The sequence below is a fragment of the Nonomuraea sediminis genome (assembly GCF_018531495.1).
Taxonomy (GTDB): domain Bacteria; phylum Actinomycetota; class Actinomycetes; order Streptosporangiales; family Streptosporangiaceae; genus Nonomuraea; species Nonomuraea sediminis.
In genome coordinates, this window is sequence record NZ_JAHDTI010000004.1 from 1 (window position 1) to 26,343 (window position 26,343).

At 70.8% G+C, this 26,343-nt stretch carries 24 protein-coding genes; 10 read left to right on the forward strand and 14 right to left on the reverse strand.

Features of this window, described 5'->3' with window-relative positions:
* Positions 1-125: 125 nt before the first annotated feature.
* Entirely contained in the window at positions 126-299 is a 174-nt protein-coding gene (locus tag KIK09_RS19860; protein ID WP_214320772.1) for a helix-turn-helix domain-containing protein, read from the reverse strand.
* Between the two features lie 427 nt (positions 300-726).
* On the reverse strand, positions 727-1,146 hold the full coding sequence (locus KIK09_RS19865; RefSeq protein ID WP_308164203.1) for a hypothetical protein: 420 nt from the start codon (positions 1,144-1,146) through the stop codon (positions 727-729).
* Between the two features lie 74 nt (positions 1,147-1,220).
* On the opposite strand from KIK09_RS19865, the gene purN reads away from it, so the two are divergent.
* The 3 genes from purN to KIK09_RS19880 are packed head-to-tail and all read left to right on the forward strand — an operon-like array spanning position 1,221 to position 3,596.
* Positions 1,221-1,850, forward strand: a complete 630-nt coding sequence (gene purN / locus KIK09_RS19870) for a phosphoribosylglycinamide formyltransferase (RefSeq protein WP_214321608.1) — start codon at positions 1,221-1,223, stop codon at positions 1,848-1,850.
* Complete coding sequence (gene purH / locus KIK09_RS19875) at positions 1,847-3,379, forward strand: bifunctional phosphoribosylaminoimidazolecarboxamide formyltransferase/IMP cyclohydrolase (RefSeq protein ID WP_214320773.1); 1,533 nt, start codon at positions 1,847-1,849, stop codon at positions 3,377-3,379. The genes purN and purH overlap by 4 nt, the downstream gene beginning before the upstream one ends.
* A gap of 52 nt (positions 3,380-3,431) precedes the next feature.
* Complete coding sequence (locus KIK09_RS19880) at positions 3,432-3,596, forward strand: hypothetical protein (protein ID WP_214320774.1); 165 nt, start codon at positions 3,432-3,434, stop codon at positions 3,594-3,596.
* Here the strand turns inward: KIK09_RS19880 and KIK09_RS19885 are convergent.
* The 3 genes from KIK09_RS19885 to KIK09_RS19895 are packed head-to-tail and all read right to left on the reverse strand — an operon-like array spanning position 3,587 to position 9,299.
* Complete coding sequence (locus tag KIK09_RS19885; protein ID WP_214320775.1) at positions 3,587-4,483, reverse strand: ROK family protein; 897 nt, start codon at positions 4,481-4,483, stop codon at positions 3,587-3,589. The two genes, KIK09_RS19880 and KIK09_RS19885, sit on opposite strands and share 10 nt — an antisense overlap.
* 8 nt (positions 4,484-4,491) lie before the next feature.
* On the reverse strand, positions 4,492-5,220 hold the full coding sequence (locus KIK09_RS19890) for a peptidylprolyl isomerase (protein ID WP_214320776.1): 729 nt from the start codon (positions 5,218-5,220) through the stop codon (positions 4,492-4,494).
* Entirely contained in the window at positions 5,217-9,299 is a 4,083-nt protein-coding gene (locus KIK09_RS19895) for a glycoside hydrolase family 38 N-terminal domain-containing protein (protein WP_214320777.1), read from the reverse strand. Before KIK09_RS19895 ends, KIK09_RS19890 begins: the two co-directional genes overlap by 4 nt.
* A 142-nt stretch (positions 9,300-9,441) precedes the next feature.
* Here KIK09_RS19895 and KIK09_RS19900 point away from each other — a divergent pair, with 142 nt between their 5' ends.
* Entirely contained in the window at positions 9,442-10,290 is an 849-nt protein-coding gene (locus KIK09_RS19900) for a bifunctional methylenetetrahydrofolate dehydrogenase/methenyltetrahydrofolate cyclohydrolase (protein ID WP_214320778.1), read from the forward strand.
* On the opposite strand, the gene KIK09_RS19905 is transcribed toward KIK09_RS19900, so the two are convergent.
* The 5 genes from KIK09_RS19905 to KIK09_RS19925 form a co-directional block, all read right to left on the reverse strand.
* The gene (locus KIK09_RS19905) at positions 10,287-11,120 is read right to left on the reverse strand and encodes an SDR family NAD(P)-dependent oxidoreductase (protein WP_214320779.1); all 834 of its coding nucleotides are present in this window, start codon (positions 11,118-11,120) and stop codon (positions 10,287-10,289) included. The genes KIK09_RS19900 and KIK09_RS19905 overlap by 4 nt on opposite strands.
* A 16-nt stretch (positions 11,121-11,136) precedes the next feature.
* On the reverse strand, positions 11,137-11,952 hold the full coding sequence (locus KIK09_RS19910; RefSeq protein ID WP_214320780.1) for an MBL fold metallo-hydrolase: 816 nt from the start codon (positions 11,950-11,952) through the stop codon (positions 11,137-11,139).
* 51 nt (positions 11,953-12,003) lie between these two features.
* Positions 12,004-12,540, reverse strand: a complete 537-nt coding sequence (locus KIK09_RS19915) for a TetR/AcrR family transcriptional regulator (RefSeq protein ID WP_214320781.1) — start codon at positions 12,538-12,540, stop codon at positions 12,004-12,006.
* Positions 12,541-12,609: 69 nt separating this feature from the next.
* Complete coding sequence (locus KIK09_RS19920) at positions 12,610-13,470, reverse strand: MurR/RpiR family transcriptional regulator (RefSeq protein WP_308164204.1); 861 nt, start codon at positions 13,468-13,470, stop codon at positions 12,610-12,612.
* Entirely contained in the window at positions 13,467-14,891 is a 1,425-nt protein-coding gene (locus tag KIK09_RS19925; RefSeq protein WP_214320783.1) for a glycoside hydrolase family 3 protein, read from the reverse strand. Before KIK09_RS19925 ends, KIK09_RS19920 begins: the two co-directional genes overlap by 4 nt.
* Positions 14,892-14,981: 90 nt before the next feature.
* Here KIK09_RS19925 and KIK09_RS19930 point away from each other — a divergent pair, with 90 nt between their 5' ends.
* Together KIK09_RS19930 and KIK09_RS19935 are read left to right on the forward strand one after the other, a co-directional pair.
* Positions 14,982-16,508: a glycoside hydrolase family 10-like protein gene (locus tag KIK09_RS19930; protein ID WP_250573513.1), complete on the forward strand. Its 1,527-nt coding sequence runs from the start codon at positions 14,982-14,984 to the stop codon at positions 16,506-16,508.
* A gap of 4 nt (positions 16,509-16,512) precedes the next feature.
* Positions 16,513-17,619, forward strand: coding sequence for an anhydro-N-acetylmuramic acid kinase (locus tag KIK09_RS19935; RefSeq protein WP_214320784.1), 1,107 nt, complete (start codon positions 16,513-16,515; stop codon positions 17,617-17,619).
* On the opposite strand, the gene KIK09_RS57855 is transcribed toward KIK09_RS19935, so the two are convergent.
* Positions 17,572-18,414, reverse strand: coding sequence for a polysaccharide deacetylase family protein (locus KIK09_RS57855; RefSeq protein WP_214320785.1), 843 nt, complete (start codon positions 18,412-18,414; stop codon positions 17,572-17,574). The two genes, KIK09_RS19935 and KIK09_RS57855, sit on opposite strands and share 48 nt — an antisense overlap.
* A gap of 62 nt (positions 18,415-18,476) precedes the next feature.
* On the reverse strand, positions 18,477-19,127 hold the full coding sequence (locus KIK09_RS19945; protein ID WP_214320786.1) for an FHA domain-containing protein: 651 nt from the start codon (positions 19,125-19,127) through the stop codon (positions 18,477-18,479).
* Between the two features lie 559 nt (positions 19,128-19,686).
* Here KIK09_RS19945 and KIK09_RS19950 point away from each other — a divergent pair.
* Together KIK09_RS19950 and KIK09_RS19955 are read left to right on the forward strand one after the other, a co-directional pair.
* Positions 19,687-20,811, forward strand: coding sequence for a citrate/2-methylcitrate synthase (locus KIK09_RS19950; RefSeq protein WP_214320787.1), 1,125 nt, complete (start codon positions 19,687-19,689; stop codon positions 20,809-20,811).
* A gap of 70 nt (positions 20,812-20,881) precedes the next feature.
* Positions 20,882-21,178: a DUF3017 domain-containing protein gene (locus KIK09_RS19955; RefSeq protein WP_308164205.1), complete on the forward strand. Its 297-nt coding sequence runs from the start codon at positions 20,882-20,884 to the stop codon at positions 21,176-21,178.
* A 24-nt stretch (positions 21,179-21,202) separates the two neighbouring features.
* Here KIK09_RS19955 and KIK09_RS19960 read toward each other — a convergent pair whose 3' ends face one another.
* Both KIK09_RS19960 and KIK09_RS19965 read right to left on the reverse strand, forming a co-directional pair.
* Entirely contained in the window at positions 21,203-23,392 is a 2,190-nt protein-coding gene (locus KIK09_RS19960) for an NADP-dependent isocitrate dehydrogenase (protein ID WP_214320789.1), read from the reverse strand.
* 74 nt (positions 23,393-23,466) lie between these two features.
* Positions 23,467-24,561, reverse strand: coding sequence for a hypothetical protein (locus tag KIK09_RS19965; RefSeq protein WP_214320790.1), 1,095 nt, complete (start codon positions 24,559-24,561; stop codon positions 23,467-23,469).
* A 24-nt stretch (positions 24,562-24,585) separates the two neighbouring features.
* On the opposite strand from KIK09_RS19965, the gene KIK09_RS19970 reads away from it, so the two are divergent.
* Positions 24,586-25,161, forward strand: a complete 576-nt coding sequence (locus tag KIK09_RS19970) for a hypothetical protein (RefSeq protein WP_214320791.1) — start codon at positions 24,586-24,588, stop codon at positions 25,159-25,161.
* A gap of 84 nt (positions 25,162-25,245) precedes the next feature.
* Positions 25,246-26,277: a polysaccharide deacetylase family protein gene (locus KIK09_RS19975; RefSeq protein ID WP_214320792.1), complete on the forward strand. Its 1,032-nt coding sequence runs from the start codon at positions 25,246-25,248 to the stop codon at positions 26,275-26,277.
* Positions 26,278-26,343 lie beyond the last annotated feature (66 nt).

Consider the following 26,343-nt stretch of genomic DNA (forward strand, 5'->3'; position numbering starts at 1 on the left):
CCGCGCTTACGCCACGTCGGCTTGCGGTGGGTCTTGCCGAAGAAGTTCGCCATGGCCTGCGCGAAGTCCTTCAGGGCTTGCTGTTGGACGGTGATCGACCCGGCTCGCAGCCATTCGTTGTCTGCTCACGCTTCGGTCAACTGGCGGCACTGCTCCGCGAACCCGGGCGCGGACTTCAGGCCTGGACGCCAGTGGGCGTGCTGCTCAACCGCGAGGTTCCACACAAAACGCGCATGCCCGCAATGCTCCAGCAGCACCCGCTCCTGGACAGGCGAGGGCTGGAGCCGGTAGCGGGACATGCCGATCAACCTACCGATCAACACCGACAAAACCGGGAGACCGCAGTGTCCGACCGTTCCGGCTTTCCTCCCCGCCCTAAAGGATGGGGCATCCAGCCTGTGAGTATCCGGTGAACCCGGGGGCCCGTCCCGGCGCCTTGGGACACGACGAGCCCAGGTCGCGTCGTACCAGCCGCCTTCGCCCAGGGGTACCGCCTGGGCCAGGACGGCTTGGTCGCCGTACTGGGGCGCCGTGTTTCGCCGTACGGCGTCCCGCCGACACGGCGCTCTGGAGGGGTGGTCCCGGGGGCGCGTGGGAGCCTGGCGCTCTGAGGGCTGGGTTCCGGGGGCGTCTGGGGGTCCGGTGGTCTGAGGGCTGGCTTGGGGTGGCGTTCTGGGAGTTGGCGCGAGGGCCATACACACGCGACGCGTATACCTGCGACGCAGGTCAGGGTTGGACGGCGCCCAGGAGTTGGAGGATCTCGTGGGGGAGTTTGTGTTCGGCGGCGGTGCGGAACTGGGTGTAGCACTCGCCCTGGGACGACACCGTGCCGGCGCCCTTCATGCACTCCTGGTAGGCCGAGTACTCGTCCATGAGGTAGAGCTGGAGGCCGGTGGCCATGCCCGACAGGGTGAGCGCGACGACCGCGATGACGATGCCGCCGACCGCCATGCCGGTGGTGCGGCCCGCCGAACGCAGCAGGGGGACGGCGCGGACCCCGGCGACCAGGGCGAACAGTGACATCACCAGGCCCGCGAGGGGCAGCATGAACGTCATGGCCAGTGCAGCGACGGACAGCCAGATGGCGCGGCGGCCCGCGGAGTCCGCCGGTTGCTGGCCGGTCGGCGCGGGCACCGGTGTCGACACCTGACCTCCTCTGCGTGGCCGTCCGGGGAACAGATAACCTGGCTACCCACCCCGGCTTCCGAATTGGAGTGTGCGTGTCTAAGGCTGGGCGGCTCGTCGTCCTTGTCTCCGGCTCTGGAACCAACCTACAGGCCCTGCTCGATGCTGCCGCCGATCCGAAGTTCGGGGCGAACGTCGTGGCGGTGGGCGCCGACAGGGACGGCATCGAGGGGTTGGCCAGGGCCACGAGGGCTGGTGTCCCGACATTTGTTGAAAAGCTTCGCGACCATCCCTCCCGCCAAGCCTGGGATGCCGCGATAGCGGCAAAAATCGCGAAGTATGAACCCGATCTGGTGGTCTCCGCCGGGTTCATGAAGATCCTCGGCACGCCCACGCTGGAGCGGTTCACCGTACTGAACACCCACCCGGCGCTCCTGCCGTCGTTCCCCGGCGCTCACGGGGTGCGCGACGCCCTGGCTCACGGTGTCAAGGTCACCGGCTGCACGGTGATGCTGGCGGACGCGGGCGTCGACACCGGGCCCATCGTCGCTCAGGAGGCGGTAGCCGTACTGCCCGACGATGACGAGGCGACCCTGCACGAGCGCATCAAGACCGTCGAGCGCAGCCTGCTCGTCGAGATCGTCGGCCGGATGGCCCGAGAGGGCTGGTCGGTCATCGGACGCACGGTCCGTATCGGCAACCAATCAGAAGGGGAATCCAAGTGACTCGCATCGCCATCCGGCGCGCGCTGATCGCGGTGTACGACAAGTCGGGCCTGGAGCAGCTGGCCCGAGGGCTCGACGCGGCGGGCGTCGAGCTCGTGTCGACCGGCGGTACGGCTGCCGCCATCTCGTCCTTCGGGATCCCCGTGACCAAGGTCGAGCAGCTCACCGGCTTCCCCGAGTGCCTGGACGGCCGGGTCAAGACGCTGCACCCGCGCGTGCACGCGGGCCTGCTGGCCGACCTGACCAAGCCGTCGCACGTGGCCCAGCTGGAGGAGCTGGAGATCGACCCGTTCCAGCTGGTGGTGGTCAACCTCTACCCGTTCGAGGAGACGGTGGCCTCGGGCGCGTCCGACGCCGAGTGCGTGGAGCAGATCGACATCGGCGGCCCGGCGATGATCCGCGGCGCGGCCAAGAACCACAGCACCTGCGCGGTCGTGGTGGACCCGAGCCGCTACGCCGACGTGCTCGCCGCGGTCGGCGAGGGCGGGTTCACGCTGGAGGACCGCAAGGGCCTGGCGGGCATCGCCTACGCGCACACCGCGGCCTACGACGTGGCGGTGGCCAACTGGTTCTCGCAGAAGTACACCGGGGACGAGTCCTTCCTGGGCGCGGCCCGCACCCGCAAGGCCGTCCTGCGCTACGGCGAGAACCCGCACCAGGCCGCCGCGCTGTACACCGACGGCAGGGGCGGCCTGGCCGAGGCCGAGCAGCTGCACGGCAAGGAGATGTCCTACAACAATTACCTCGACTCCGACGCGGCCTGGCGCGCGGCGTGGGACTTCGAGCAGCCCTGCGTGGCGATCATCAAGCACCAGAACCCGTGCGGCATCGCGGTGGGCGCCGACGTGGCCGAGGCCCACCGCAAGGCGCACGCCTGCGACCCGGTCTCCGCCTACGGCGGCGTGATCGCGGTCAACGGCGAGGTGACGCAGGAGCTGGCCGCCCAGATCGCCGACGTGTTCACCGAGGTCGTCATCGCGCCCTCCTACAGCGCGCAAGCGCTCGAGACGCTGACGGCCAAGAAGAACCTGCGGCTGCTGGTGTGCCCGACGCCGCCGCGCGAGGCGTCCGAGTTCCGCCGCGTCGACGGCGGCCTGCTGGTGCAGCAGGTCGACCGCGTGGACGCGCCCGGCGACTCGCCAGAGGCATGGGAGCACAAGGCTGGTCCGCAAGCCACGCCCGAACAACTGAAAGACCTCGAGTTCGCCTGGCGGGCGTCCAGGTCGGTGAAGTCCAACGCGATCCTGCTGGCCAGCGACGGCGCGACGGTGGGCGTCGGGATGGGCCAGGTCAACCGGGTCGACTCGTGCAGGCTCGCGGTGACGCGGGCAGGTGAGCGGGCCGAGGGGTCGGTGGCGGCGTCCGACGCGTTCTTCCCGTTCGCCGACGGGCCGCAGGTGCTCATCGAGGCGGGCGTGAAGGCCATCGTGGAGCCCGGCGGCTCGATCCGTGACCAGGAGACGATCGACGCGGCCGAGAAGGCGGGCGTGACGCTCTACTTCACCGGAACGCGCCACTTCTTCCACTAGAACCGGGTTAACCTGTGTGCCTTGGTGCCCGATTCTTCCCCCGGAGTCCGCATTGCTTGACCTGATCCTGCACGCGTTCGTGACCATGAACGGCTTTGCCACGCATCCGGTGATGCTGGTGGTGCTCGCCCTGCTCGGCGCCTTCGCGGGCGCCAAGGCGGTGGAGAAGATCCCGTTCACGCGCAGGATCATCGAGCGCCGCGAGGCTCAGGAGTGATCCCAGGCCAGCTTGGCCGCACCGGCCAGGCTGGCCTGCACGCCCAGCGTGCTCGGGTGCACCCGCACCGCCCGCACGAAGGCCAGCCCGCCGATCTCGTCGAGCGCCTTGGCCAGCGGGCCGAACAGCACGGGCCCCGCCGCTGACACGCCGCCGCCGATGACCACGTCGGTCACCTCGGTGGCCGCCGCGGTGGAGGCGATCATCGCGGCCAGCGCCCTGGTGCCGCGCTCGAACGCGGCCACCGCGACCGCGTCCCCCGCCTTGGCGTCCCTGGCCAGGGCTCTGGCGTCGGGGGTGCCCGAGGGCTGCCAGCCGTTCTCCCCGGCCCAGCGGGCGAGGTTCGGTCCGCTGGCGTAGCGCTCGACGCAGCCTCTGCCGCCGCACTCGCACGTCTCGCCGTACGGGTCCACGCACATGTGGCCGACGTGGCCCGCGTTGCCGTTCGGGCCGAGCAGCGGCACGCCGTCGAACACCAGGCCGCCGCCGATGCCGGTGGAGACCACGATCCCGAGCAGCGCCGCGCTGCCGCGCCCCGCGCCGAGCCAGTGCTCGCCGAGTGCGAAGACCTGGGCGTCGCCGGCCAGCACGGCCGGCAGCCCGGTCAGCTCGCGCACCCGGTCGCGCAGCGGGAAGCCGCGCCAGCTCGGCATGTTCACCGGGCTGACGGTGCCGAGCGCCAGGTCGAGCGGCCCGGCGCAGCCGATGCCGACGGCCACGGGCGCGGGCCCGTCGGCGGTCACCTCGGCGATGAGTCCGGCCAGGGCGTCGATGACGTCCTGCTGGGGAGTGGGCCGCGTGCCTGAGCGCAGTACGGAACCCGAGCCGTCCACCAGCGCGGCGGCCAGCTTGGTCCCTCCGATGTCGATGGCGAGGACGCAGTTCATCGGTGGCATCAGTGTTTGTGGTGGTTGTCGGGTTGGCGGGGGTCGCCGGGATGTTCCAGCCCCGGCACGAGCTCGACCTTCTCGGCGCGCAGCCGGTCCAGCCACTGCGCGAAGGCCCGCCTGCGCGCGGGCCCGACCAGGTCGGGCGCCTCGCGCCGCGGGTCTGGCGCGGGCTCGGCGGTCGCGACGTGCCAGCCGAGCGCGTCCCGCACAGGTCCCGCGAGCTGTCCGTACGGCTGCCGCCGCAGCGCGGCGGCGATCGCGGAGGGCAGCGAGCCGAGCTCGATCGCGCCCAGGGGTTCGAGGTCCTGTACGGTCGCCCGCCCGGCAGCCACCGAGTCCGGAAATATCCGGTGCCGGACGAAGAACCGGGCAACGGCCTGCGCCGCGGGAGCGGCCCGCCACCCGGACGGGATCTCGGCGGAGGCCGTGACGTGCTCGTACATGGCTCGCACCCAGGGGCTCCCGTTGTAGGCCGCGGCGTTGATGGAGCCCAGCTCGACCGCGGCCACCCGGTCGAGCGGCCCCCCCTCCACCGGAGCCAGCCCCAGCGCGACCGCCTCGGCGGCGCACAGCTCCTCGGTCAGGATGACCTGCGTCATCCACCGATGCATCTGCCGGTCCTCCGAGCTGCCCGGCGCGGGGAGCGCGGCCCGCAGCGGCCCGTCCCGCAGCTCGCGCACGCGCCGGTCGAGCAGTTCCCTGGACACCGGGTGCCCGCTTACGAGCCCGATCACCGTGCCACCTCCAGGCGTACCGCGGGGGCGTACTGACAGCGGCCGAACCACATCACCTTGGCCAGCGCCCACGCGTGACCGGGGGAGGCGTCCGGCGGCACCTCGACGGGGAACTCCACGTCGGCGCTCTCCCCGGGAGCCAGGGTGAAGCCCCTGATGACGTCGGGAAGCAGGTCCCACGTCCCCCAGGGGGAGGCCAGCTGGGCCTCGCCGCGGATCTCGCCGGCGGTCGTGTTGGCCAGCCGTACCACGACCGCGGAACGGTCACCGGGACGCAGGGACAGCGAGTCCGAGCCGACGCCCACCGTGAGACCCGTGGGCCGGCCCTCGGTCGCGGTGGTGCCGTTGTAGCCCTCGTCCTCGGGCCGGCCGGGCACGGGCAGCTCGGGCGCCTCGCCCAGGGCGACGGTCGCCACGTCCTCGACGATCTGGTCGCCCACCCGGACCGAGGCCGACACGAAGTGCAGGCCCTGACCGGGAGCGGGCGTCACGGTGACGGGGAAGCGCAGGTGGCCGCCCGCCTCGACGCGGAAGGCGCGTGCACCCGGTGTGGCCGTCCACCCGTCGGGGACGCGCAGGTCGACCACGCCCTCGAACTCCTGGACCGAGGAGACCACGACCTCGAACTCGGCCGGACCGTCCACGACCAGCCCCGGCGTGATGGCCACCGAGACCGGCAGGTAGCCGAGCGGCGCCGGGCCCTTGTTGTGCAGCCAGTAGCGGCTGTAGACGGGCTGCGCGATCTCAGCCGTGGCCCCGAGCTCGGCCCCCGTGGGCTCCGCGGAGGGGGCGACGAACGTGGCCACCTCCGACCCGGCCAGGTCCAACGAGGCGACCGGCTCGCCGGGCACCTCGAGCAGGTCCGCGTGACGCAGGCCGTCCACCGGCAGCACGGGGGACTCCAGCACGGCACTGGACCCGAGCCCGGTCGACTCCACGAGCCGGAGCGTGACGCCGTCGCCCGGGCCGGAATCACCATGGGCCAGCGGGTTCCCGGCGGCCTTGAGCGTGCCGAGCAGCACGTCGCGGGCCGGCTCCACGCGCAGCAGCGAGTGCGTCCCCGGCAGCGACCCGCCGGGACCGTCCACCGCCCTGGGCAGCAGCGGCGTGGTGAACTCCTGCCCGGCCGCGGGCAGCCGCAGCGCCCGCCAGTCGCCCTGCCCGCCGGCCAGCGCGTAGGAGAACTCGTGCGTCCAGTGCTGCAGCTGGAATCCGGACCCGTCGGGCGTGGTGCGCTTCGGCGGGTCCAGCCAGACCCCCGACGGCCAGCCGGTGCACGACCGCATCAGCGACAGGTGCAGCGCTCCTGATGGATCGACCGCGAATCCGGGCAGCCCGTAGGCCAGCAGCGCCACGGTCCGGTCCGCCAGGGCCTCGCCGCCCACCGGGCACACCGCCGCGATCACCGCGTCCGCCAGGTCCTCGACCAGCTCGGAGACGGGCCCCGCGACGATCAGGGCCGGCAGCGCCCGCACGTCGCGCAGGTCCGCGCCGGGCTGCCACACCTCGGCCAGCGGCCGGTCGGCGGGCACCCAGACCCGGGGCACGCCCGACTTCAGCGCGTCCAGGTAGGCGGGATCGCTGCGGGAGAGCACCTCGGCGGCCAGCGGGTTGTCGTCGGGCCCGCCCAGGATGATCCGCACGTCCGGCAGGTTGGAGTCGACGTCCAGCCAGCCGTACCGCGAGCCGGCGGCCGTCGAGGTGGTCGCCGTGACGCCCGCCCTGGCCAGCGCCACCACCAGGTCGCGGGCGCCGGGCGCGTCCTGCGGGGAGGGGACGACGACCTCGGCCACGCCCAGCGCCCGCGCGCCCGCCTCGCCCAGGTCGACCCGCGCCGTGGCCGACAGCCCGAACCAGGTGTTGGCCGGGTTGTCCAGCGTCCACGGATGCTCGGCGGAGTCGGCGTCCGGCAGCGCGAACCCGCGCCCGACCACGGCCCCCGCCACGTCCGACACGGGCAGCGCCCCCGCCACCTGGGCGGGGAACCGCACCCGCAGCAGCCGGTCCTGCCCCGTGTAGTCGATCACCCGGGTCGTGAACTCCACCCGGTCGGAACCCGCGAGCAGCGTGACGATCTGCTCGTAGTCGATCTCACCCACGGTGCCGCTGATCACCAGCCGCTGCCCGACAGGGCTCTCATAGGCCCTTACGGCTACCGCCGCCGCCTCACCCGAGCCGACGGCCTCGCCGGTCGGCATGAGGTGCCACGGTCCCTCGCCCATGTCCGGGTGCGCCGGGTACTCCGCGTACAGGCGCAGCTCGTTGCCGAGCCCGGTGAGCACCTCCGTGCCGGAGGCCAGGTCGTAGACGGACTCCAGCGCCCCGCCCCGGGCCGGGTCGGCGGTCACGCGCCAGCGCTCGTTCTCGATCCGGGTCCCGTCCAGGGGGGACCACGCGGGCACCGGTCCCTCGACCACCCGGTAGGTACGCCAGCCCAGCGAGGGCACGTCGCGGGCGACGAACACCAGCGTCCCGTCCTCGTCCACGGCGGGGACGTCCGCCAGCCGCTGCCCGGGCGCCAGCCGTACCCGGACCAGGCCGTCGCGGTCGAAGGGGAGCGTGTTGGTGACCACCACGCTGTGGCCGTCCACCGCCACCTGGCCGGTCAGCGCGTCGAGCGCGCGGTCGCGGGCGTCGGCGGCCAGGTCGTAGGCCTCCCGCCAGCCGGTCAGCAGGTCCAGGTAGACCTGGTCGGACTCCGAGCCGGTGATCGCGTCGTGGTGCGCGCCGTAGGCCAGCTGCCGCCAGACCTTGTCCAGCGCGGTGTGCGGGAACCTGCCCAGGCCCAGGAGTTGGGCGAAGGTCGACAGCCGTTCGGCGTCGAGCGCGGCCACCTCGGCGGCGCGCTGTGCCTGCTTGGTGTCGATGTAGGAGACGTCCTTGCCGGTGTAGATGGGGTTCATGTCCCGCGACTGCGGGCTGAACGCCGACAGCTCGGACCTGACCGCGTCGAGGAAGTCCTTGGTCGTGGCGCACACGAACCGGGGCCACACGTAGCGGGCCGCCCAGGACCTGTGCAGCTCGGTGACCCACTTGTTGGGCGGGGTGTAGTCGGTGCCGACGGGCAGCAGGAGGTTCTTCGAGGCCGCCACCGGCTTCAACGACCTGTACAGGTCGTAGACCGCCTGCGAGGCCTCCTCCAGCGTGGGCGAGGAGTCCATCCACCACCCGGCCGAGTAGTGCGCGGGCATGTAGTGCGTGAGCACGCCGAGCCCCGACGGCGAGATCCACTCGAACTCGCTGGGGAACTGCATGACGGAGGCGTCGTTCTTGGCCTCCTTGAAGTTCTTGTGGATCGGGCCCCACTGGTGGAACGGCCCGCGCGCCCAGGCGCTGCCCGTCAGCCCGGCCGCCGCCAGGTAGCCGGGGAACTGCGGGTCGTGCCCGAAGACGTCCAGCTGCCAGGCGGTGCGCGGGTCGCCGCCGAGGATGTCGCGCTGGTAGCCGATGCCGTAGACGATGTTGCGGATCGTGGTCTCGGCGCCGGTCAGGTTCGTGTTCGGCTCGTTGTAGGTGCCGCCGATCAGCTCGACCCGGCCCTCCGCCAGCAGGCGGCGCAGGTCGGCGCGGCGCTCGGGGTGGGTGTCGAAGAACGGCTTGAGGTAGTCGATCTCGGCCAGCACGAAGCGGTAGTCCGGGTCGCGCAGCGCCAGCTCCAGATGGGCCTCGACCAGGGCGAACGCGTTGCGCTCCCACAGCGGCCTGGTCGTGGAGTCGCTGGAGAGGAACTCCCACGGGCTGGTGTAGGCCGCCTGGGTGTTCCACCAGACCGGGTCGTAGTGGAAGTGGGAGACCATGTGCATGGTCCAGCCGGGCTCCTCGGCCGTGACCTCGACGGCCAGTTCCTCCTCGCCGAGCACGACCACGCAGGGGATCACGGTGCCCGGCGGCGCGTCGATGTCCAGCGGGATCTCGACGACCCCCTCGGCGGCGGTGACGGGCGCGGCCTGCCGTACCCCTCTGACCTGGAGGGGAAGCTCCTCACCCGCGGCGACCGTCACTTTGAGGACCTGGTACGGCCGAGCCTCCGAGCCCACGAACAGGTCGGTCGACTCCGCTGACAACAGGCGAGCTGGCAAGGGGACTCCTCGAAATGTCGCATTGCTGGCGAGCGTCACCCTATGCCGGTGAACCGTCCGATGACAACGATGTCAATTGATGGCCGTCATCGACGGGAACCCGGTGAAGGGCGTCGTGGATCTCGTGGAAGGATGTGGTCCCATGACCGCTGCGAAGCTGGACGGCAAGGCCACCGCCGCCAAGATCAAGGCCGACCTCACTGCCCGCGTCGCCGCGCTCAAGGCGCGCGGCATCACCCCGGGTCTGGGCACCGTGCTGGTCGGTGAGGACCCGGGCAGCCAGATCTACGTCGCGGGCAAGCACCGCGACTGCGCGGAGGTGGGCATCGCCTCGATCCGCGTCGACCTGCCGGAGACCGCCACCCAGGCCGAGGTCGAGGCCGCCCTCGACGAGCTCAACGCCTCACCCGACTGCACCGGCTACATCGTCCAGCTCCCGCTGCCCAAGCACCTGGACACGATGGCGCTGCTCGAGCGGATCGACCCGGCCAAGGACGCCGACGGCCTCCACCCGACCAACCTGGGCCGCCTGGTCCACATGGTCGACGCGCCGCTGCCCTGCACCCCGCACGGCATCGTGCTGCTCCTGCAGGAGTACGGCGTGCCGATCAAGGGCGCCGACGTGGCCGTGGTCGGCCGCGGCATCACGGTCGGCCGCTCGCTCGGCCTGCTGCTGACCCGCCGGTCGGAGAACGCCACGGTCACCCTGTGCCACACCGGCACCCAGGACCTGGCCGACCACGTGCGCCGCGCCGACATCGTGGTCGCGGCGGCGGGCGTGCCGGGGCTGATCACCAAGGACATGGTCAAGCCCGGCGCCGCGGTGCTCGACGTGGGCGTCTCCCGCGTCGACGGCAAGATCGCCGGTGACGTGGCCCTCGACGTGGCGGAGGTGGCCGGCTTCCTCACGCCGAACCCCGGCGGCGTCGGCCCGATGACCCGCGCCCTGCTGCTGGCCAACGTCGTCGAGGCGGCCGAGAAGCAGCTCTAGCCGCCGAACGGCAGCACCTTCCTGTACTGCACCAGCTCCCCGTACGGCTCCCGCATCCCCGCGGGCAGCGTGGCCAGCCACAGCACGTCCACGGCCGCCTCGTCCGGCGAGGCGGCGCCGGACATGTCGTCGAACCACGGCCGGGAGGCGTCGGTGTCGACCAGGCCGGGGCAGGCGGCGTTGACGAGGATGTCGCGCCGCTCCGCCTCCTCGGCGAGGTCGCGGGCGAACACCTTCGTGGCGGCCACCTGGCCGACCTTGGACGGCGGGTTGATCCAGGCGGGCCAGCCCTCCTCGGCGTCGCGCCCGGCCTCGACGGCCGCCGCGTAGGCGTCCATCACCGCGGTGATGTCGGCCGCGCTCGCCCGCGCCACGTCGAAGCGGTCGCGCAGGCGCGGATCGAGACTGGCCGCCGTGCCGAACGCGCTGGCCACCACCACGAAGCGGGCCCCGTCGTTGAGCACGGGGCCGAAGGCGTCGATCATCCGCTGCGTGCCGTGGTTGTTGGTGTCGACGAACGGGCGCACCTGGTCCGCGTTCGGCACGTCGCGCCCGATGCGGGCTGCCGCGTTGGAGATCACCACGTCCACGCCACCGTGCCGCTCCGCGAGCGTCCGCGCGCAGGCCTGGACGGCCTCCGTGTCGCGCACGTCCAGGATCTCGAGCCGGGGCGCGAGCCCCTCGTTCTCCAGCGAGCGGACCGCGGCCAGGCCGCGCTGCCGGTCACGCGCCGCCAGGTAGACGACGTGGTCGGGAAGCCGGCACAGGCCGCGGACCAGTGCCAGCCCGAGGCCCTGGTTCCCGCCGGTCACGATGGCGATCTTGGTCATGCGGTGCCCTCCCCGCTCAGAGGTAACGCTGGAACGCCCAGGGGTCGTGCGCCGAGAACACCTCCACCTCGTCCCCGTGCTCGCGCAGCAGTTCGCGCAGGCGGGCCTGCTGGCCCATGTTCAGCGGCCGGTGGATCGTGGCGATCTCCTCGAGAGCGTCCCACAGCGGGATCTCCCATCGCTGCGCGGGGTCGATCTGGCCGTGGTAGTAGAAGGCGTCACCCGCGTGCAGCAGCCACTTCTCGCCGTCCTTGACGGCCACCGCGCAGTGGCCCTCGGTGTGCCCGGGCAGCGGGACGAGCAGGATGTCCGAGGGCAGCCCCTCCAGCTCGAGGGCGTCGAAGCCGAACCACGACAGGCCCCTGCGGGTCTCGTAGGTGACCCAGTGCGGCCGGTGCGCCCAGTGGGCCGGCCGGTAGCGCAGCGTGTGCTCGGGGTGCGCGCTGGTGGCGGCCATCGCGGCCCGGTACTCGGCGTCGTGCAGGTGGACCTTGGCCTCGGGGAAGTCGGGCAGGCCGCCGGAGTGGTCGAGGTCCAGGTGGGTCAGCACGATGTGGCGCACGTCCTCCGTGGCGAAGCCGAGCCTGGCCAACTGCCGCACGGCGGTCTCGTCGGGGTCGAGCACGGCCGCGGTCCTGTCGAGGAAGGTCTGCCCGAGCGCCTCCGCGGGCCGCTCCACGTCCACGGTGCCGAATCCGGTCTCGACCAGCACGAGCCCGTCGGAGTCCGTCTCGACGAGCAGGCAGTGGTTGAGCGCTTGCGCCGGGAGGAGGCCGTCGTGCTCGGGGTCGATCTCGCGCATGGTGCCGAAGTTGAGGTGATGGACCTTCATGACAGCTCCTTAATAATGGACCGGTCTACATATTTTGAGGGCACGAAAAAGCTAGAGGAGGGTGGCGATCACCCGCCCCGCGCGCTCGAGCGGCTCCCTGCTGCGGTGGGTCCTGGCCAGCAGGATGGCCCCCTCGATGAGCGCGAGCACGGTGGTGGCCAGGTCGTCGGAGCCGATGCGGTCGCGCAGGGCCCGCTCCCACGCGGTGTAGGCGGCCGAGCAGGCCTGCCGTACCGCGTCGTTGCTGCCTGAAACGTCCAGGGCGACCGTGGCGATCGGGCAGCCCTTCTGCCAGTCGGACTGCTCGAGCCGGTCGCCGAGCAGTCGCAGGGTCTGCTGCACCAGCTCGCGCGGGCTCCCGGTGTCCAGTTCCTTGATGGCGGTGGTGACGGCGTCGGCGGCGCGGGTGAGCGACTCCACGATCATCTCGTCCTTGCCGCCGCGGAAGTGGAAGTAGACCGAGCCGCGCGGCGCGCCACTGGCCGCGATGATCTGGTTGAGCCCCGCGGCGAAGTAGCCGCCCGACTCGATCAGATCCTGCGTCGCGTCGAGCAGCCGTGCCCGGGTCTCCTGCCCCTTCTGTCCCATGGGATGAATAATAGACCGGTCTTCATATTCGCTGTCAACTGCGGAAGGCGTGGCGGCGGCCACCCCGCGCTAGCGGCCCCGGTAGCGGTCGGTGGCCGCGCGGGTGGCGCGGATGGCGGCCTCGGCCGTGTCGTAGGTGCGCTGGGCCAGGCCGACGAAGATGCAGTCCACGATCAGCAACTGGCTGATGCGGCTGGCCAGCGCGCCAGGGCGGAAGGCGGTCTCGCGGCCCGCGGAGACCAGCGTGTGGTGGGCTGATTCCGCCAGCGACGAGCGCGGGTTGTTGGTGATCGCCACCAGCAGCGCGCCCGCCTCCTTCGCGGTGCGGGCCGGTACCAGCACGTCGGGCGTCTCGCCGCTGGTGCTGATCGCCACCACCACGTCGCCGTCGCGCAGCAGGGCCGCGCTGGTCAGCGCCAGGTGCGCGTCGCTAAAGGGGTGGCTGGACAGCCCGATGCGCAGCAGCTTCTGCGACATGTCGGCGGCCACCAGGCCCGAGGCGGCCACGCCGTACACGTCGACCCTGCGGGCCTCGGCGATGGCGGAGACCACCTCGCCCAGCTGCTCGGGGTCGAGCTGGGCCGAGGTGTCGGCGAGCGCGTCCGACTCCGCGCGCGCCACCTTGGCGATCACGTCGGTGAGCGGATCGTCAGGTCCGAGGTCGCCGGGCACGAGCCGCTCCGGCTCCTTGGCCACCGCCGCCGCCAGCGCGAAGCGCATCTGCGAGTAGCCGCCGAAGCCGAGCGCCCTGGCCGTGCGCACGATCGTCGCCTCGCTCGTCCCCGACACCGCGCTGAACTCGGTGATCGTGCTCCGCACGACCAGCCCGGGATCCTCCAGGATGATTCGAGCGATGGCCTGCGCTGCGGGCGTGAGCGACGGCAGTACGGCACGCACCGCGGCGACCGGGTTCGCGGGTTCCTGCGTCACCGGGTCAGCCATTCCGCCGCCGCCCGCGCGGCCACCTGCGAGATGCCGTGCGTGGCGATGTGGACCCCGCCCGCCGGCTCGTCCGGGATGCCGGTGTCGACCACGATCACGTCAGGGCGCGCGGTGACGGCCTGGGCCACCCGTTCGCGCACCCAGTCGTGCCGCGCCGCGTCGTGCACGACGAGCACTACGGGCCGCTCGTCGAAGGCCGGCAGCTCGTCGCCGGCCGCGAGCTGGACGCGCGCCGTGCCGGGCAGCGCCGCGGTGAGCGCGGCGGTGATGCCGGTCGGCGTCGACGGGTCGACCGCCCGGTTGAGGCGCGTGTTGACCTCGACCACCAGCGGCGCCCGCTCCAGCCGCCCCTCGCCGGTCACGGTCAGCGCCCGCCTGGCCGCCTCGAGCCCGACGCCGGGGTCGGCGAGCGCCTGCTCGCGCAGGTCGGCCTGCTTGCTGTACCACTCCGACAGGGACAGCACGCGCTCAGCGGCCTCGGCCAGGCGTTCCTCGGGCAGGGTGCCGGCGCGGACGGCGGCGACGACGGCCGCGCACACCTCGCGGACCAGCTGTTCGGTGGCATGGCCCATGCAGATCGCGTCGGCCCCGGCGGCCAGCGCGCGGACGGCGATCTCGCCGGGGGAGAACAGCGCGGCCACCGCCCGCATCTCGATCGCGTCCGTGACGAGCATCCCGTCGAAGCCGAGCTCTCCTCTGAGCAGTTCGGTCAGGACGGTACGGCTGAGGGTCGCGGGCACCTCGGGATCCAGCGCGGGCACCAGCAGGTGACCCGTCATGACAGCCCGCACCCCCGCCCTGATGGCGGCACGGAACGGCGGCAGGTCGCGCTGGAAGAGCACCTCGCGGGCGGCGTGCACGGTGGGCAGGTTCAGGTGCGAGTCGGTGACCGTGTCGCCGTGGCCGGGGAAGTGCTTGGCGCAGGCCGCGACGCCGGCGCCCTGCACGCCGTTGACGTAGGCGACCGTGTGCCGTGAGACCAGGTCGGCGGTCGGGCCGAAGGACCGCACCCCGATGACCGGGTTGGCGGGGTTGGAGTTGACGTCGGCCGAGGGCGCGTAGTTGAGCGTGATGTCCGCCTTGGCGAGCATCCGGCCGATCTGGCGGCCGACGCGCTCGGTCAGCACCACGTCGTCGACCACGCCCAGCGCCCGGTTGCCGGGGAAGGAACTGCCCGCGGTGACCTCGAGCCTGGTGACCGCGCCGCCCTCCTCGTCGATCGCGACGACCACACCGGGGTTCTCGGCGCGCAGCCGGTCGACGACCTGGCGGCTCGGATCGTTGCGCGCGAACAGGATCGTGCCGCCCAGCCCCTCGCCCAGCAGCCTGCGCAGCCAGTCGGGAACGGACGTCTCCTCGTAGCCGGGCTGGAGCACTGTGAGAGCGAGTCGGTACAGGTCATCAGGCATGCGGCATTTTCCTTCACATTTATTGATCTGAAGGTAATTTTCTGTCATCGTCGCCCTCGACACAACCGCTTCCCGGGAGGCACCCCCCACATGCCCAGCAGAAGGACAGTCCTGAAGGGTCTCGCCCTCGCCGTCGCCGCCTCCGCAGTGCCGTTACCCGCGTTCGCCGACACCGGCTACATCCCGCCGCTGCGCCAGATGCGCGGCATGTGGATCGCGTCCGTGGTCAACATCAACTGGCCGTCCAAGACCGGTCTGAGCGTCGAGGAGCAGAAGGCCGAGTACCTCGGCTGGCTCGACTTAGCCGTCCAGCGCAAGCTCAACTCGGTGTTCGTCCAGATCAGGCCGACCGCCGACGCGTTCTGGCCCTCGCCGTTCGAGCCGTGGTCGCAGTGGCTGACCGGCACCCAGGGCCAGGACCCCGGCTACGACCCGCTGGCCTTCCTCGTCGAGGAGACGCACAAGCGCGGCCTGGCCTTCCACGCCTGGTTCAACCCCTACCGAGTCTCCATGCAGCCGGACCCGGCCAAGCTGCACCCCTCGCACCCTGGGCGCCAGCACCCCGACTGGATCCTGCCGTTCGGCGGGAAGCTGTACTACAACCCCGGCATGCCGGAGGTGCGCAAGTTCTGCCAGGACGCGATGCTCGACGCGATCACCCGCTACGACATCGACGGCCTCCACTTCGACGACTACTTCTACCCGACCAACACCGCCGCCTTCGACGACAGCGCCGCCTACGCCAAGTACGGCGCCGGCTTCCCCGACCTGGCCTCCTGGCGCCGCAACAACGTCGACCTGATGGTCTCGGAGATGCAGCAGCGCGTACGGCAGGCCAAGCCCGAGATCTCGTGGGGCATCAGCCCGTCCGGGATCTGGCGCAACAAGGCCAGCGACCCGCTGGGCTCCGACACCGCCGGCGGCCAGTCCTACGACAACCTGCACGCCGACACCCGCGGCTGGGTCAAGAAGGGCTGGCTGGACTACATCGCGCCGCAGATCTACTGGTACATCGGCCAGCCGCCGGCCGACTACAGCAAACTCATCCCCTGGTGGTCGGACGTGGCCGACGGCACCGGCACGCTGCTGTGGATCGGCCAGGCCGCCTACAAGGCGGGCGACCCCGCCCAGACCGCCCCGCAGTGGCAGGATCCCGCCGAGCTGTCCAAGCACCTCACGCTCAACCGCGACCACCCGCAGGTCAGCGGCGACATCTGGTTCAGCGCGGGCGACGTGCGCGCCGACAGGATCGGCTCGATCACCACCGCGATCAAGGACCACTACCAGCACCCGGCGCTGGCGCCCGTGCTGCCCAGGCTCGCCGGCGGGGAGCCGCCGCGCCGGCCGGTGGTGGCCTACGCGCTGTGCCGCGCCGACGGGGTGGAGGTCAGGATGGTGGCCACGGGACGCGACGAGCCGTTCCAGTTCGCGATCTTCCGCTCCTCGGATGAGAACGTGTCATTCGACGACGCCCGCAACCTGGTCGCGGTCGTTCCCGGTGGCCGCCAGGCCCGCTGGACCGACGCGGACGGCAAGCGGGGCGACCGCTACTACGCGGTCGCGGTGGACAGGGTGGGCCGCACCAGCAGGCCCTCCCACGGATTCAGGGTGGTGTGAGCAGGTGCGGGTCCTCGGGCTGATCTCGGGCACGTCCCACGACGGCATCGACAGCGCGGTCGTGGACTGGTCGCTCGACCGGGACGGCCTGCTCACCGGCGTCATCACGCACGTCGGTGAGCGGCCCTACCCGCCGGAACTGAGGACCCGCATCAAGGACGCCCTGCCCCCGGCGAAGGTCGACATGGCCGAGGTGTGCGCGCTTGACACGCTCATCGGCCAGGCCTTCGCCGACGTGGCGGCATCCGTGCGGGCCGACCTGGTGTGCTCGCACGGACAGACGCTCTACCACTGGGTCGAGGGCGGGGTCGTGCGCGGCACCCTCCAGCTCGGCCAGCCCGCCTGGATCGCCGAGCGCACCGGGCTGCCCGTCGTCTCCGATCTGCGGGCCAGGGACGTGGCCGCCGGCGGGCAGGGTGCCCCGCTCGTGTCCTACCTGGACCTGCTGCTGCTCGCCGGGGTCGAGGGCCGCTCGGGGGCTCTCAACCTCGGCGGCATCGCCAACCTCACCGTGCGGGAGCCGGCCATCGCCTACGACACCGGTCCCGCGTGCGCGCTCATCGACGCGGCGGCTCCGCCGTACGACAGGGACGGGAAGCTGGGGGCGGCGGGGAAGGTCGACGAGGAGCTGCTGCGCGAGCTGCTCCAGGAGCCGTACTACGCGCTCGAGCCGCCCAAGACCACCGGCAAGGAGCTGTTCACCCCCAGCTACGTCACATCGGGCCTGCCGCAGGCCGACCTCGTGGCCACGCTGACCGCGCTCACGGCGGAGACCGTGGCCGCCGAGGTGCGCAGGCACCGGCTCGACACGCTGGTCGTCTCCGGCGGCGGGGTGCGCAACCCGACGCTGATGCGGATGCTGCGCGAGCGCGTCACCGCGAAGGTGGTGCCGAGCGACGAGCTGGGCGTGCCGTCGGACGCCAAGGAGGCGATCGCGTTCTCGCTGTTCGGCTGGCTGACCGCGCACGGGCTGCCCGCCACGGTGCCCAGCTGTACGGGCGCGTCGGGGGCGCGCGTGCTCGGCACGATCACCCCCGGCGCGAGGCCGCTGGAACTGTCACCGTCACTGACGGAAGTACTTGCGGCCCGCTTTGAGCTCAGGACCCAGTAGCTCCGACACGGTGACCAGGTGGTAGCCGCGCTTCTGCAGCGTCTTGATCACCTTCGGCATGGCGGCGACCGTCGTCGGGTGGATGTCGTGGACCAGGACGATCGAGCCGCGCCCGACGTGCGACAGGATCCGGTCGGCGACGATGCGGGAGTTGTGTACGGCCCAGTCCCACGGATCCACGCTCCACAGGATCTGCGCCAGCCCGAGCTCCTTGGCGATCTTGGTCACCTTGGCGTTCGTGGCCCCGTACGGCGGGCGGAACAGCGTGACCGCGGGCTGGCCCGCGGCGAGGATGTCGTCGATGGGGCCCCTGAGCTGGGCCCGGATCCTGGAGGGCGACAGGCGCCGCAGGTCGGGGTGCGACTGGGTGTGCGTGCCGATCTCGAACCCGTCGCGCACCATCCGGCTCAGCGCCTTGGGGAAGCGGGAGGTGTTGTAGCCGACCACGAAGAACGTGGCCCTGGCGTGGTGCTGCTCCAGCATCGTCAGCAGCTTCGGCGTATATGTGCTCGGCCCGTCGTCGAAGGTGAGCGCCACGCACTTGACCGCCGAGCAGTCCACCGGCTTCGGGTCGACCGGAACCGGCTCACTGGCGACCGGCCCAGGGGTGGCCGGCGCTGAAGTGGTCGGCACCGGTGTGGTGGGCGCCGGAGTGGTCGGTAAAGGGGTGGTCGGTACAGGGGTGGTGGGCGCCGCATCGGCCGGGTACGGCTCCGCGGCGGAGGGCTGAGGCGTGATCAAGGCAGCGGACATGGCTCCCGCGCCCAGCAACGTCCAGATCCTGTTGAATCTCACGGGTGTGAGACTCCCCGCCGAGGCCCGAAGTTGCGTCCCGTTATGTGAGTCTTGCGACTTGGTCAGGACGCGCGGCGACCCGCCGTGGAAGGCTGCGCCTCGGGTGCGGTGCCCGCCGACCGCTGCGGCGGCACCACCGGGGTCGGGCGCACCAGACCCAGCGCGACGACCTCGTTCGCCAGACGCGTGCGCCGGTTGGTCCCCTCCGGGATCCTGAACTTCTGGTACAGCCGCAGCAGGTGTTGCTTGACCGCCGCCTCGGTGACGACCAGGTCGTCGGCGATCTCGCGGGCCGTCGCGGGGGCGACGAAGGCCTCATCCGACAGCGCGGGCCTGCACAGTGACGTCAGCACGTCCACCTCGCGCCTGGTCAGTTCGGGAGCGGCCGCCCTGCGCAGCTCGACCTCCGGGGTGAAGTCCTCGCGCGGCACCCCACCGATGCGGCCGCGCGCCGCGCCGAAGGAGACGACGTCGCCGTCGTCCAGCACCCTCCGCGCGATCGGCCTGCCATTCACCCGCGTGCCGTTGCGGGACAGGCCCAGGTCAACGACGTACAGGTAGGGTCCTCGCCTGACGAACTCGGCATGGAGTCGAGACACGCTGGGATCGGTGAGCCGGATGTCGACCCCGCGTCCCCTGCCGACCGTCGTGATCTCGGGGCGCAACGGGACAACCTCGCCAGTGTCCTCGATGCGAATGAACGGCCCCTCCACGGCAGTTCCTTCCCTCAGTTCGAGTCTACGAATGAACGGCGCGTGCCCTCCCAGGCACGGCAGTTCCTTCCCTCAGTTCGACTCTGCGAATGAACGGCGCGTGCCCTCCCAGGCACGGCAGTTCCTTCCCTCAGTTCGACTCTGCGAATGAACGGCGCGTGCCCTCCCAGGCACGGCAGTTCCTTCCCTCAGTTCGACTCTGCGAATGAACGGCGCGTGCCCTCCCAGGCACGGCAGTTCCTTCCCTCAGTGAGTCTGCGAATGAACGGCACGTGCTCGCCTGTGCACGGCAGTTCCTTCCCTCAGTTTTGAGACTGCGAATGAACGGCCCCGTGCCTTCACCTGGCACGGCAGTTCCTCCCACGGCTGACCGGGGCGTGCCACACCCATGGGGGTAGCCCGCCGTAACTATTGCTACAGCTCCGGCTTACCCAAACGAGGGGATGCGGAATCGCCTTTGCCATAAGGAGAATCCGGCGTGAAATTGGTCTGGACCTTTGCGGACGGTTTTGCCTGCTCACGGGTAGACTTCCAGCGAAGATAAGCGGAGGAAACACTCATGGCGGACAAGCCCACGAAAGGCCTGGCCGATGTCGTAGCCGCGTCCACAGCGCTCAGCGACATTGACGGGAAGGCCGGCCGGCTCTTCTATCGGGGATACGACATCCACGATCTCGCCGGCCGTACGACGTTCGAAGAGACCGCCCACCTGTTGCAGCGCGGAAAGCTGCCCACTCGCGCCGAGCTGGCCGCCTACGTCGACGAGCTGCACGACGGCCGGGCGCTGGGTGTCCTCGTCTCCCACAACCTCCCGGAGATCGCGAGCAAGCAGAAACCCATGGAGGCGCTGCGCTCGCTGGTCTCGCTGGCGGGCGCCGACGACCCTGACAAGGACTCCATCGCGCCCGACGCCAACCTGCGCAAGGCCGCTCGCCTGACCGCGCAGCAGCCGCTGCTGGTCGCCCAGTACCACGCCTTCCGCACGGGCAAGGACGTGCCTCCGGAGCCCGACCCTTCGCTGAGCATCGCCGGCAACTTCCTCCTGCAGGTCACCGGGCGCGTCCCGAGCCAGCGCGAGGCGGAGCTCTTCGACACCTGCCTGGTGCTGCACGCCGACCACACGATGAACGCCTCGACCTTCGCCGCCCGGGTGTGCGCCGCCACGCTGTCCGACATGCACTCGGCCATCGTCGCCGCCATCGGCACGCTCAAGGGCCCGCTGCACGGCGGGGCCAACGAGCAGGTCATGAAGACGCTCGAGTCGATCTCACCGGGCAACGTGGCGCAGGCCGTACGCGAGAAGCTGGACGCGCACGAGAAGATCATGGGCTTCGGCCACCGCGTCTACAAGACCGAGGACCCGCGGGCCACGCACCTGCGCAGGATGTCCGCCGAGCTGGCCGAGTCGACCGGCGACGACACCTACTACCGGATGTCGAAGGAGATGGAGGAGGTCGTCTTCGAGAGCAAGGGCCTCTACCCGAACGTCGACTTCTACGCCGCCTCCGTCTATCACTACCTCGGTATCCCGACCGACCTGTTCACGCCGGTATTCTCTATCAGCCGCATGTCCGGCTGGACGGCCCACGTGATCGAACAACACGCCGACAACCGCCTGATCCGCCCTGACAGCGAGTACATCGGGGAACGAGACCAGAAGTGGAAGCCCATCGACGAGCGGTGAGCCTGGGCCGGAGAGAGCGAGGAACGATGCCAACGGAGGCCCGTAGCGAACGCGACCATAAGCCCGCACGGTGAATGAGCCCGGGAGTGAGAGCTGGGGACCGTACCTGCTGATTCTGGCGGGTGCGGTCGTCGGTGTTGCGGTGATTTTCCTGGTCGATCCGCGCTGGGGCGGCTTCACGCTGGGCGCCGTCCTCATGATCGCCGCCGCTCTCCGCTTCGCCGGGTACGGCGGGCAGCTCGCCATCCGCAGCAAGCGGGTCGACGTGACCATCATGGGTCTCGGCGGCTTCGGCGTCGTCCTGACCTCGCTCATCCTGGGCAACGACGCGCTCAAGGCGATGATTCTCAACCTGCTCGGGGGATGACCCGAAGGCCATCCCCCGCGCGGGTCACTTCAGGATGGCCAGCGCCTGGTTGAACGTCTGCGACGGGCGCATCACGGCCGAGGCCTTGTCCGGGTCGGGCCGGTAGTAGCCGCCGATGTCGGCAGGCGAGCCCTGCACCGCGATCAGCTCGTCGGCGATGGTCTTCTCCTGCTCGCCCAGCGTCTCGGCCAGCCCGCTGAACGCCTCGGCCAGCTCGGCGTCGTCGGTCTGCCTGGCCAGCTCCTGCGCCCAGTACATGGCCAGGTAGAAGTGGCTGCCGCGGTTGTCGATGCCGCCGACGCGGCGGGCCGGCGACTTGTTCTCGTTGAGGAACGTGGCGGTCGCCCGGTCGAGCGTGTCGGCCAGGATCTTCGCCCGGGCGTTGCCCGTCGTGGTCGCCAGGTGCTCGAAGCTGGCCGCCAGCGCGAGGAACTCGCCCAGGCTGTCCCAGCGCAGGTAGTTCTCCTTGAGCAGCTGCTGCACGTGCTTGGGCGCCGAGCCGCCCGCGCCGGTCTCGAACAGGCCGCCGCCGTTCAGCAGCGGGACGATCGACAGCATCTTGGCGCTGGTGCCCAGCTCCATGATCGGGAACAGGTCCGTCAGGTAGTCGCGCAGCACGTTGCCGGTGACCGAGATCGTGTTCTCGCCCCTGCGGATGCGCTCCAGCGACAACTTCATCGCCTCGGCCGGCGCCAGGATCCTGATGTCGAGCCCGTCGGTGTCGTGCTCGGGCAGGTAGGCGTTGACCTTCTCGATCAGCTCGGCGTCGTGGGCGCGCTCGGCGTCGAGCCAGAACACCGCCGGGTCGCCGCTGGCGCGGGCCCGGGTGACGGCCAGCTTGACCCAGTCGCGCACCGGGATGTCCTTGGTCTGGCACATGCGCCAGATGTCACCCTGGCTGACCGCGTGCTCCAGCACCACGTCGCCGCTGCCGCCCACGACGCGGACCGTGCCGGTGACGGGGATCTCGAAGGTCTTGTCGTGGCTGCCGTACTCCTCGGCCTTCTGCGCCATCAGGCCGACGTTCGGCACCGAGCCCATGGTGGCGGGGTCGAAGGCGCCGTGGGCGCGGCAGTCGTCGAGGACGGCCTGGTAGATGCCGGCGTAGCTGCTGTCGGGGATGACCGCGAGGGTGTCGGCCTCCTCGCCGTCGGGGCCCCACATGTGACCCGACTGGCGGATCATGGCGGGCATCGAGGCGTCGACGATGACGTCGCTGGGCACGTGCAGGTTGGTGATGCCACGGTCGGAGTCGACCATCGCCAGGTGCGGGCCCTCGGCCAGCTCGGCCTCGAACGACGCCTTGACCTCGTCACCGGCGTCCTTGAGGATCGCGCCGAGGCCGTCGTTCGGGTTGAGCTGCTCGCCGTACCGGGCGAAGGTCTTGGGGAAGAACGCGCGTACCACGTGGCCGAAGATGATCGGGTCGGAGACCTTCATCATGGTGGCCTTCAGGTGCACGGAGAACAGCACGTTCTCGGCCTTGGCGCGGGCGATCTGCGCCGTCAGGAACTCGCGCAGCGCGGCCACCCGCATGACGGTCGCGTCGACGATCTCGTCCTTGAGCACGGGCACCGACTCCTTGAGCACCGTGGTGGTGCCGTCGTCGGCGACCAGTTCGATGCGCAGGCTCTGGGGCTCGGCGATGACCGCTGACTTCTCGGAGGAGCGGAAGTCGTCGGCGGTCATGTGCGCGACGTTCGTCCTGGAGTCGGAGGACCACGGGCCCATGCGGTGCGGGTGGGTCCTGGCGTAGTTCTTCACCGAGGCGGGGGCGCGGCGGTCGGAGTTGCCCTCGCGCAGGACCGGGTTGACGGCGCTGCCCTTGACCTTGTCGTAGCGGGCCCGGATCTCGCGCTCCTCGTCGGTCCGCGGGTCCTCCGGGTAATCCGGGAGCGCGTACCCCTTGCCCTGCAGCTCGGCGATCGCGGCCTTCAGCTGCGGGATGCTGGCCGAGATGTTGGGCAGCTTGATGATGTTGGCCTCGGGGGTGTTGGCCAGCTCACCGAGCTCGGCGAGGGCGTCCCCGATGCGCTGGCTCTCGGTGAGGCGCTCGGGGAAACTGGCGATGATCCGCCCCGCCAGTGAGATGTCACGACTCTCCACCCGGACCCCGGCCGTGGAGGCGTAGGCCTCGATCACGGGCAGGAACGAATACGTCGCCAGGGCCGGCGCCTCGTCGGTATACGTGTAAATGATGGTCGAATCAGTCACCGGGGTGTCCGCTCCACGTTTACGGGATTGCTTGATATCAAGATATCCCCTGCCGAGGCTGCCCGCGACAGCTCTCACAAGTGCCAGGTCCGCCCCGTGACCACATCCAGCCTGAACGCGGTCCGCTCACCCTCGCCGGCCTTCCTGGTCACGATCGGCTTGCCGTCCTCGCCCCACCCCTTGACGGCCTCGATCGGATCGCCGTCAGGCAACCTGACCGCCACGCCGCTCAGCCGCCGCCCGCTCGGCACGTCGTAGGTCTCCACCCGCAGGCCCTCGTCGGTGACGGCGAGGATCCTGGTGCCGTCGGGATTGATGCTCAGTTCGGCGTCCTGCCTGATCCCGGGGACGGCGGACGTCTTGCCGGACTCCGTGTCGAGGACTGTCACGGTGGTGGTGGCCAGGACGACGAAACGCCCGCGGCTGGAGATCTCCACCTTCGGCACTTCCGTGTCCGCGAGGCTGCCCGTCAGGAAGCGGACGTCCTGCGTGCGGAGGTCGCGGTGGACGATCCTGCGCGAGCTGCGATCCAGGTAGGCGATCCAGTGGCCGTCCTGGCTCACCCTGAGCGGCCCGGGGCCCGGCACTCCGTACGCGCTGGTCACCACGGGTGCCGCCTGCGGGAAGGGCTGCTTGTCGAGCTTCCAGACCCGGCACTCGCGCTCGTAGGAGCGGTAGCAGCCGGGCGCGGTGACCTTGGCGACCGCCTCGTGCCAGAGCGACGGGTTGTCCCGCGGATACGGGTCCACGTCGGCGTACAGGGGCGCGGGCTCTCCCGGCAGTAAGGGCAGGAACGCCGCGCAACTCGCGGTGATCACGCCGCCGGCCAGCAGCAGGCGGGTGCCACGCCGCCAGAAGGCCCGCTCGACCGGGTCGGCGGGTTGCCGCCTGGCCTGCCGTAACTCGGCGACCAGAACCCCGGCGAACCAGCAGAGCGGCACCATGAACAACAGGTGGGTGGCGGCGGCCAGGATGACGCCCGCGCACAGCCCCCACCGCTGCCGCCTCCGCGCCGTGGCCAGCTGGGCCATGACCTGGGTGCCGTTGTCCGGGGTGATGACGAGGTCGTAGGAGGCGGCGAAGGCGGCCAGGCGTTCGCGGGAGACGGGCCACTCGGTGACGGCGACGGCTATGGCGGCGAACACGGCCAGAACCTGGAGCTCCGTCACGGGGAGAACCTAGCATGACGACTCGTGGCGATCTCGGATGATTTATGGCGACAGATCGACCCCAAGGCGGGGTTGCTGACGGGACGTCAGCTCGCGGTCAGGTTGGGCGCCGTGGCGCTGGTCGTCGTGCTCGGGGCGGCGGTCTGGTGGTCCGGTCTCGTCAAGCCCCGGGTTACCGCGGAGGTGGACGGCTTCTTCACCTCCGGGGCCATGCGGCGAGACGACCAGTTCCGGCCGGTGGGCCTGGAGGGGCTGGTGGACATGCGGATCACCAATCACGGGCTCGTGCCCTTCACGATCACGGGAGTCTCGGCGGGGATCCCCGGGCTGCGGCTGGTCCGGGTGGAGCAGAAGTTTCCCGTGTCCTTGGGTAGCGGGGACAGCGTCACCCTGCGGATGGAGTTCGATGTCACGGATTGCCCGGCCGTGCCGCTCGATCCGCGGCCGGTGCGCGTCACTTACACCTCGTGGTCGCGGGACGGGGCGTTCGAGGCCGTCGAGACGGAGCGGATGATCAGGTCGGGGGACCCGAAGAGGCGGCTGGTGGCGTGGCAGCGGAGTATGGCCGATGAGGCCTGTAATGACCCCTATCTTTGGTGATCTCTTTGGGGCGGGCTCGGAGTGGCATGGCAGGGGGGTGGGGATGGACCCTGCGTGTTGACGTTCCGTGTCGAAGGGGTTGCGATGCGTCTGGGTGCACTCGGGGTCGCCGTCGCGGCCGTGGTCGTGGCGGGTGGGTGCGGCGGGCAGCCCAGCGCCAACCCGCAGACCGCCCAGGTGGCGGCCGCGGCCAAGGTTCAGCAGGCCAAGGCGGCGAAGCTCGCCGCCGCCGTGAAGGTCAAGGCCAACGAGCTCGGCCAGATCCCGGTGCTGATGTACCACCGCATCGTCGATAACCCAGGCTCAGAAGACGACAGGACGCCGGCGAAGTTCCGTGCCGACCTCGAGCGGCTGGCCCACGACGGCTACGTGCCGGTCACCGCCGCCGACTACGTCACCGGGAAGATCGACATCCCGGCCGGCAAGCACGCGGTCGTGCTGACCTTCGACGACTCCTCTCCCTCCCAGCTCGACCTGGACGAGCTGGGCCAGCCCAAGCCCAACACCGCCGTGTCGATCCTGCGCGACGTCGCGGCCAAGAACCCCGGCTTCAAGCCGGTCGCCACCTTCTACGTCACGCGCGACATGTTCGGCAAGACGACGAAGGAGGAGCAGGCTCAGGTGCTGCTCTGGCTGAAGGACAACGGCTTCGACATCGGCAACCACACTCGCGACCACGTCAACCTGCGCACCAGGTCGCAGAAGGAAGTCGCGGACCAGATCGTCTGGGTCCAGAAGATGGTCAGCTCGCTGGCCCACGAGAAGCCGGTCACGCTGGCCCTGCCGTACGGAAACCAGCCCCGCAAGAAGGAATGGGCGATCAAGGGCAAGCTCGGGGGCGTCAGCTACAACCACGAGGGTGTGTTCCTGGCCGGGTACACGCCGGCGCCGGCGCCGTTCGCCAAGACCTTCGACCCGCTGGGCATCCCGCGGATCAGGGCGATGGACAAGAAGGGCGACTGCGCGCAGTTCTGCTCGACGGCGTGGCTGGACTGGCTCGACCGCAACCCGGACATGCGCTACACCAGCGACGGCGACCCGCAGACCGTTGCGTACCCGAAGTTCAAGAACCCGTACCTGCGTGCGGTGTACAAGACCAGAGCCGTGGCCTACTAGGCGACATCCTGGATCTGTACGGAAGGCGGCGAGCGGCCTCGGCGGCTCGCCGCCTTTTCGATGAAT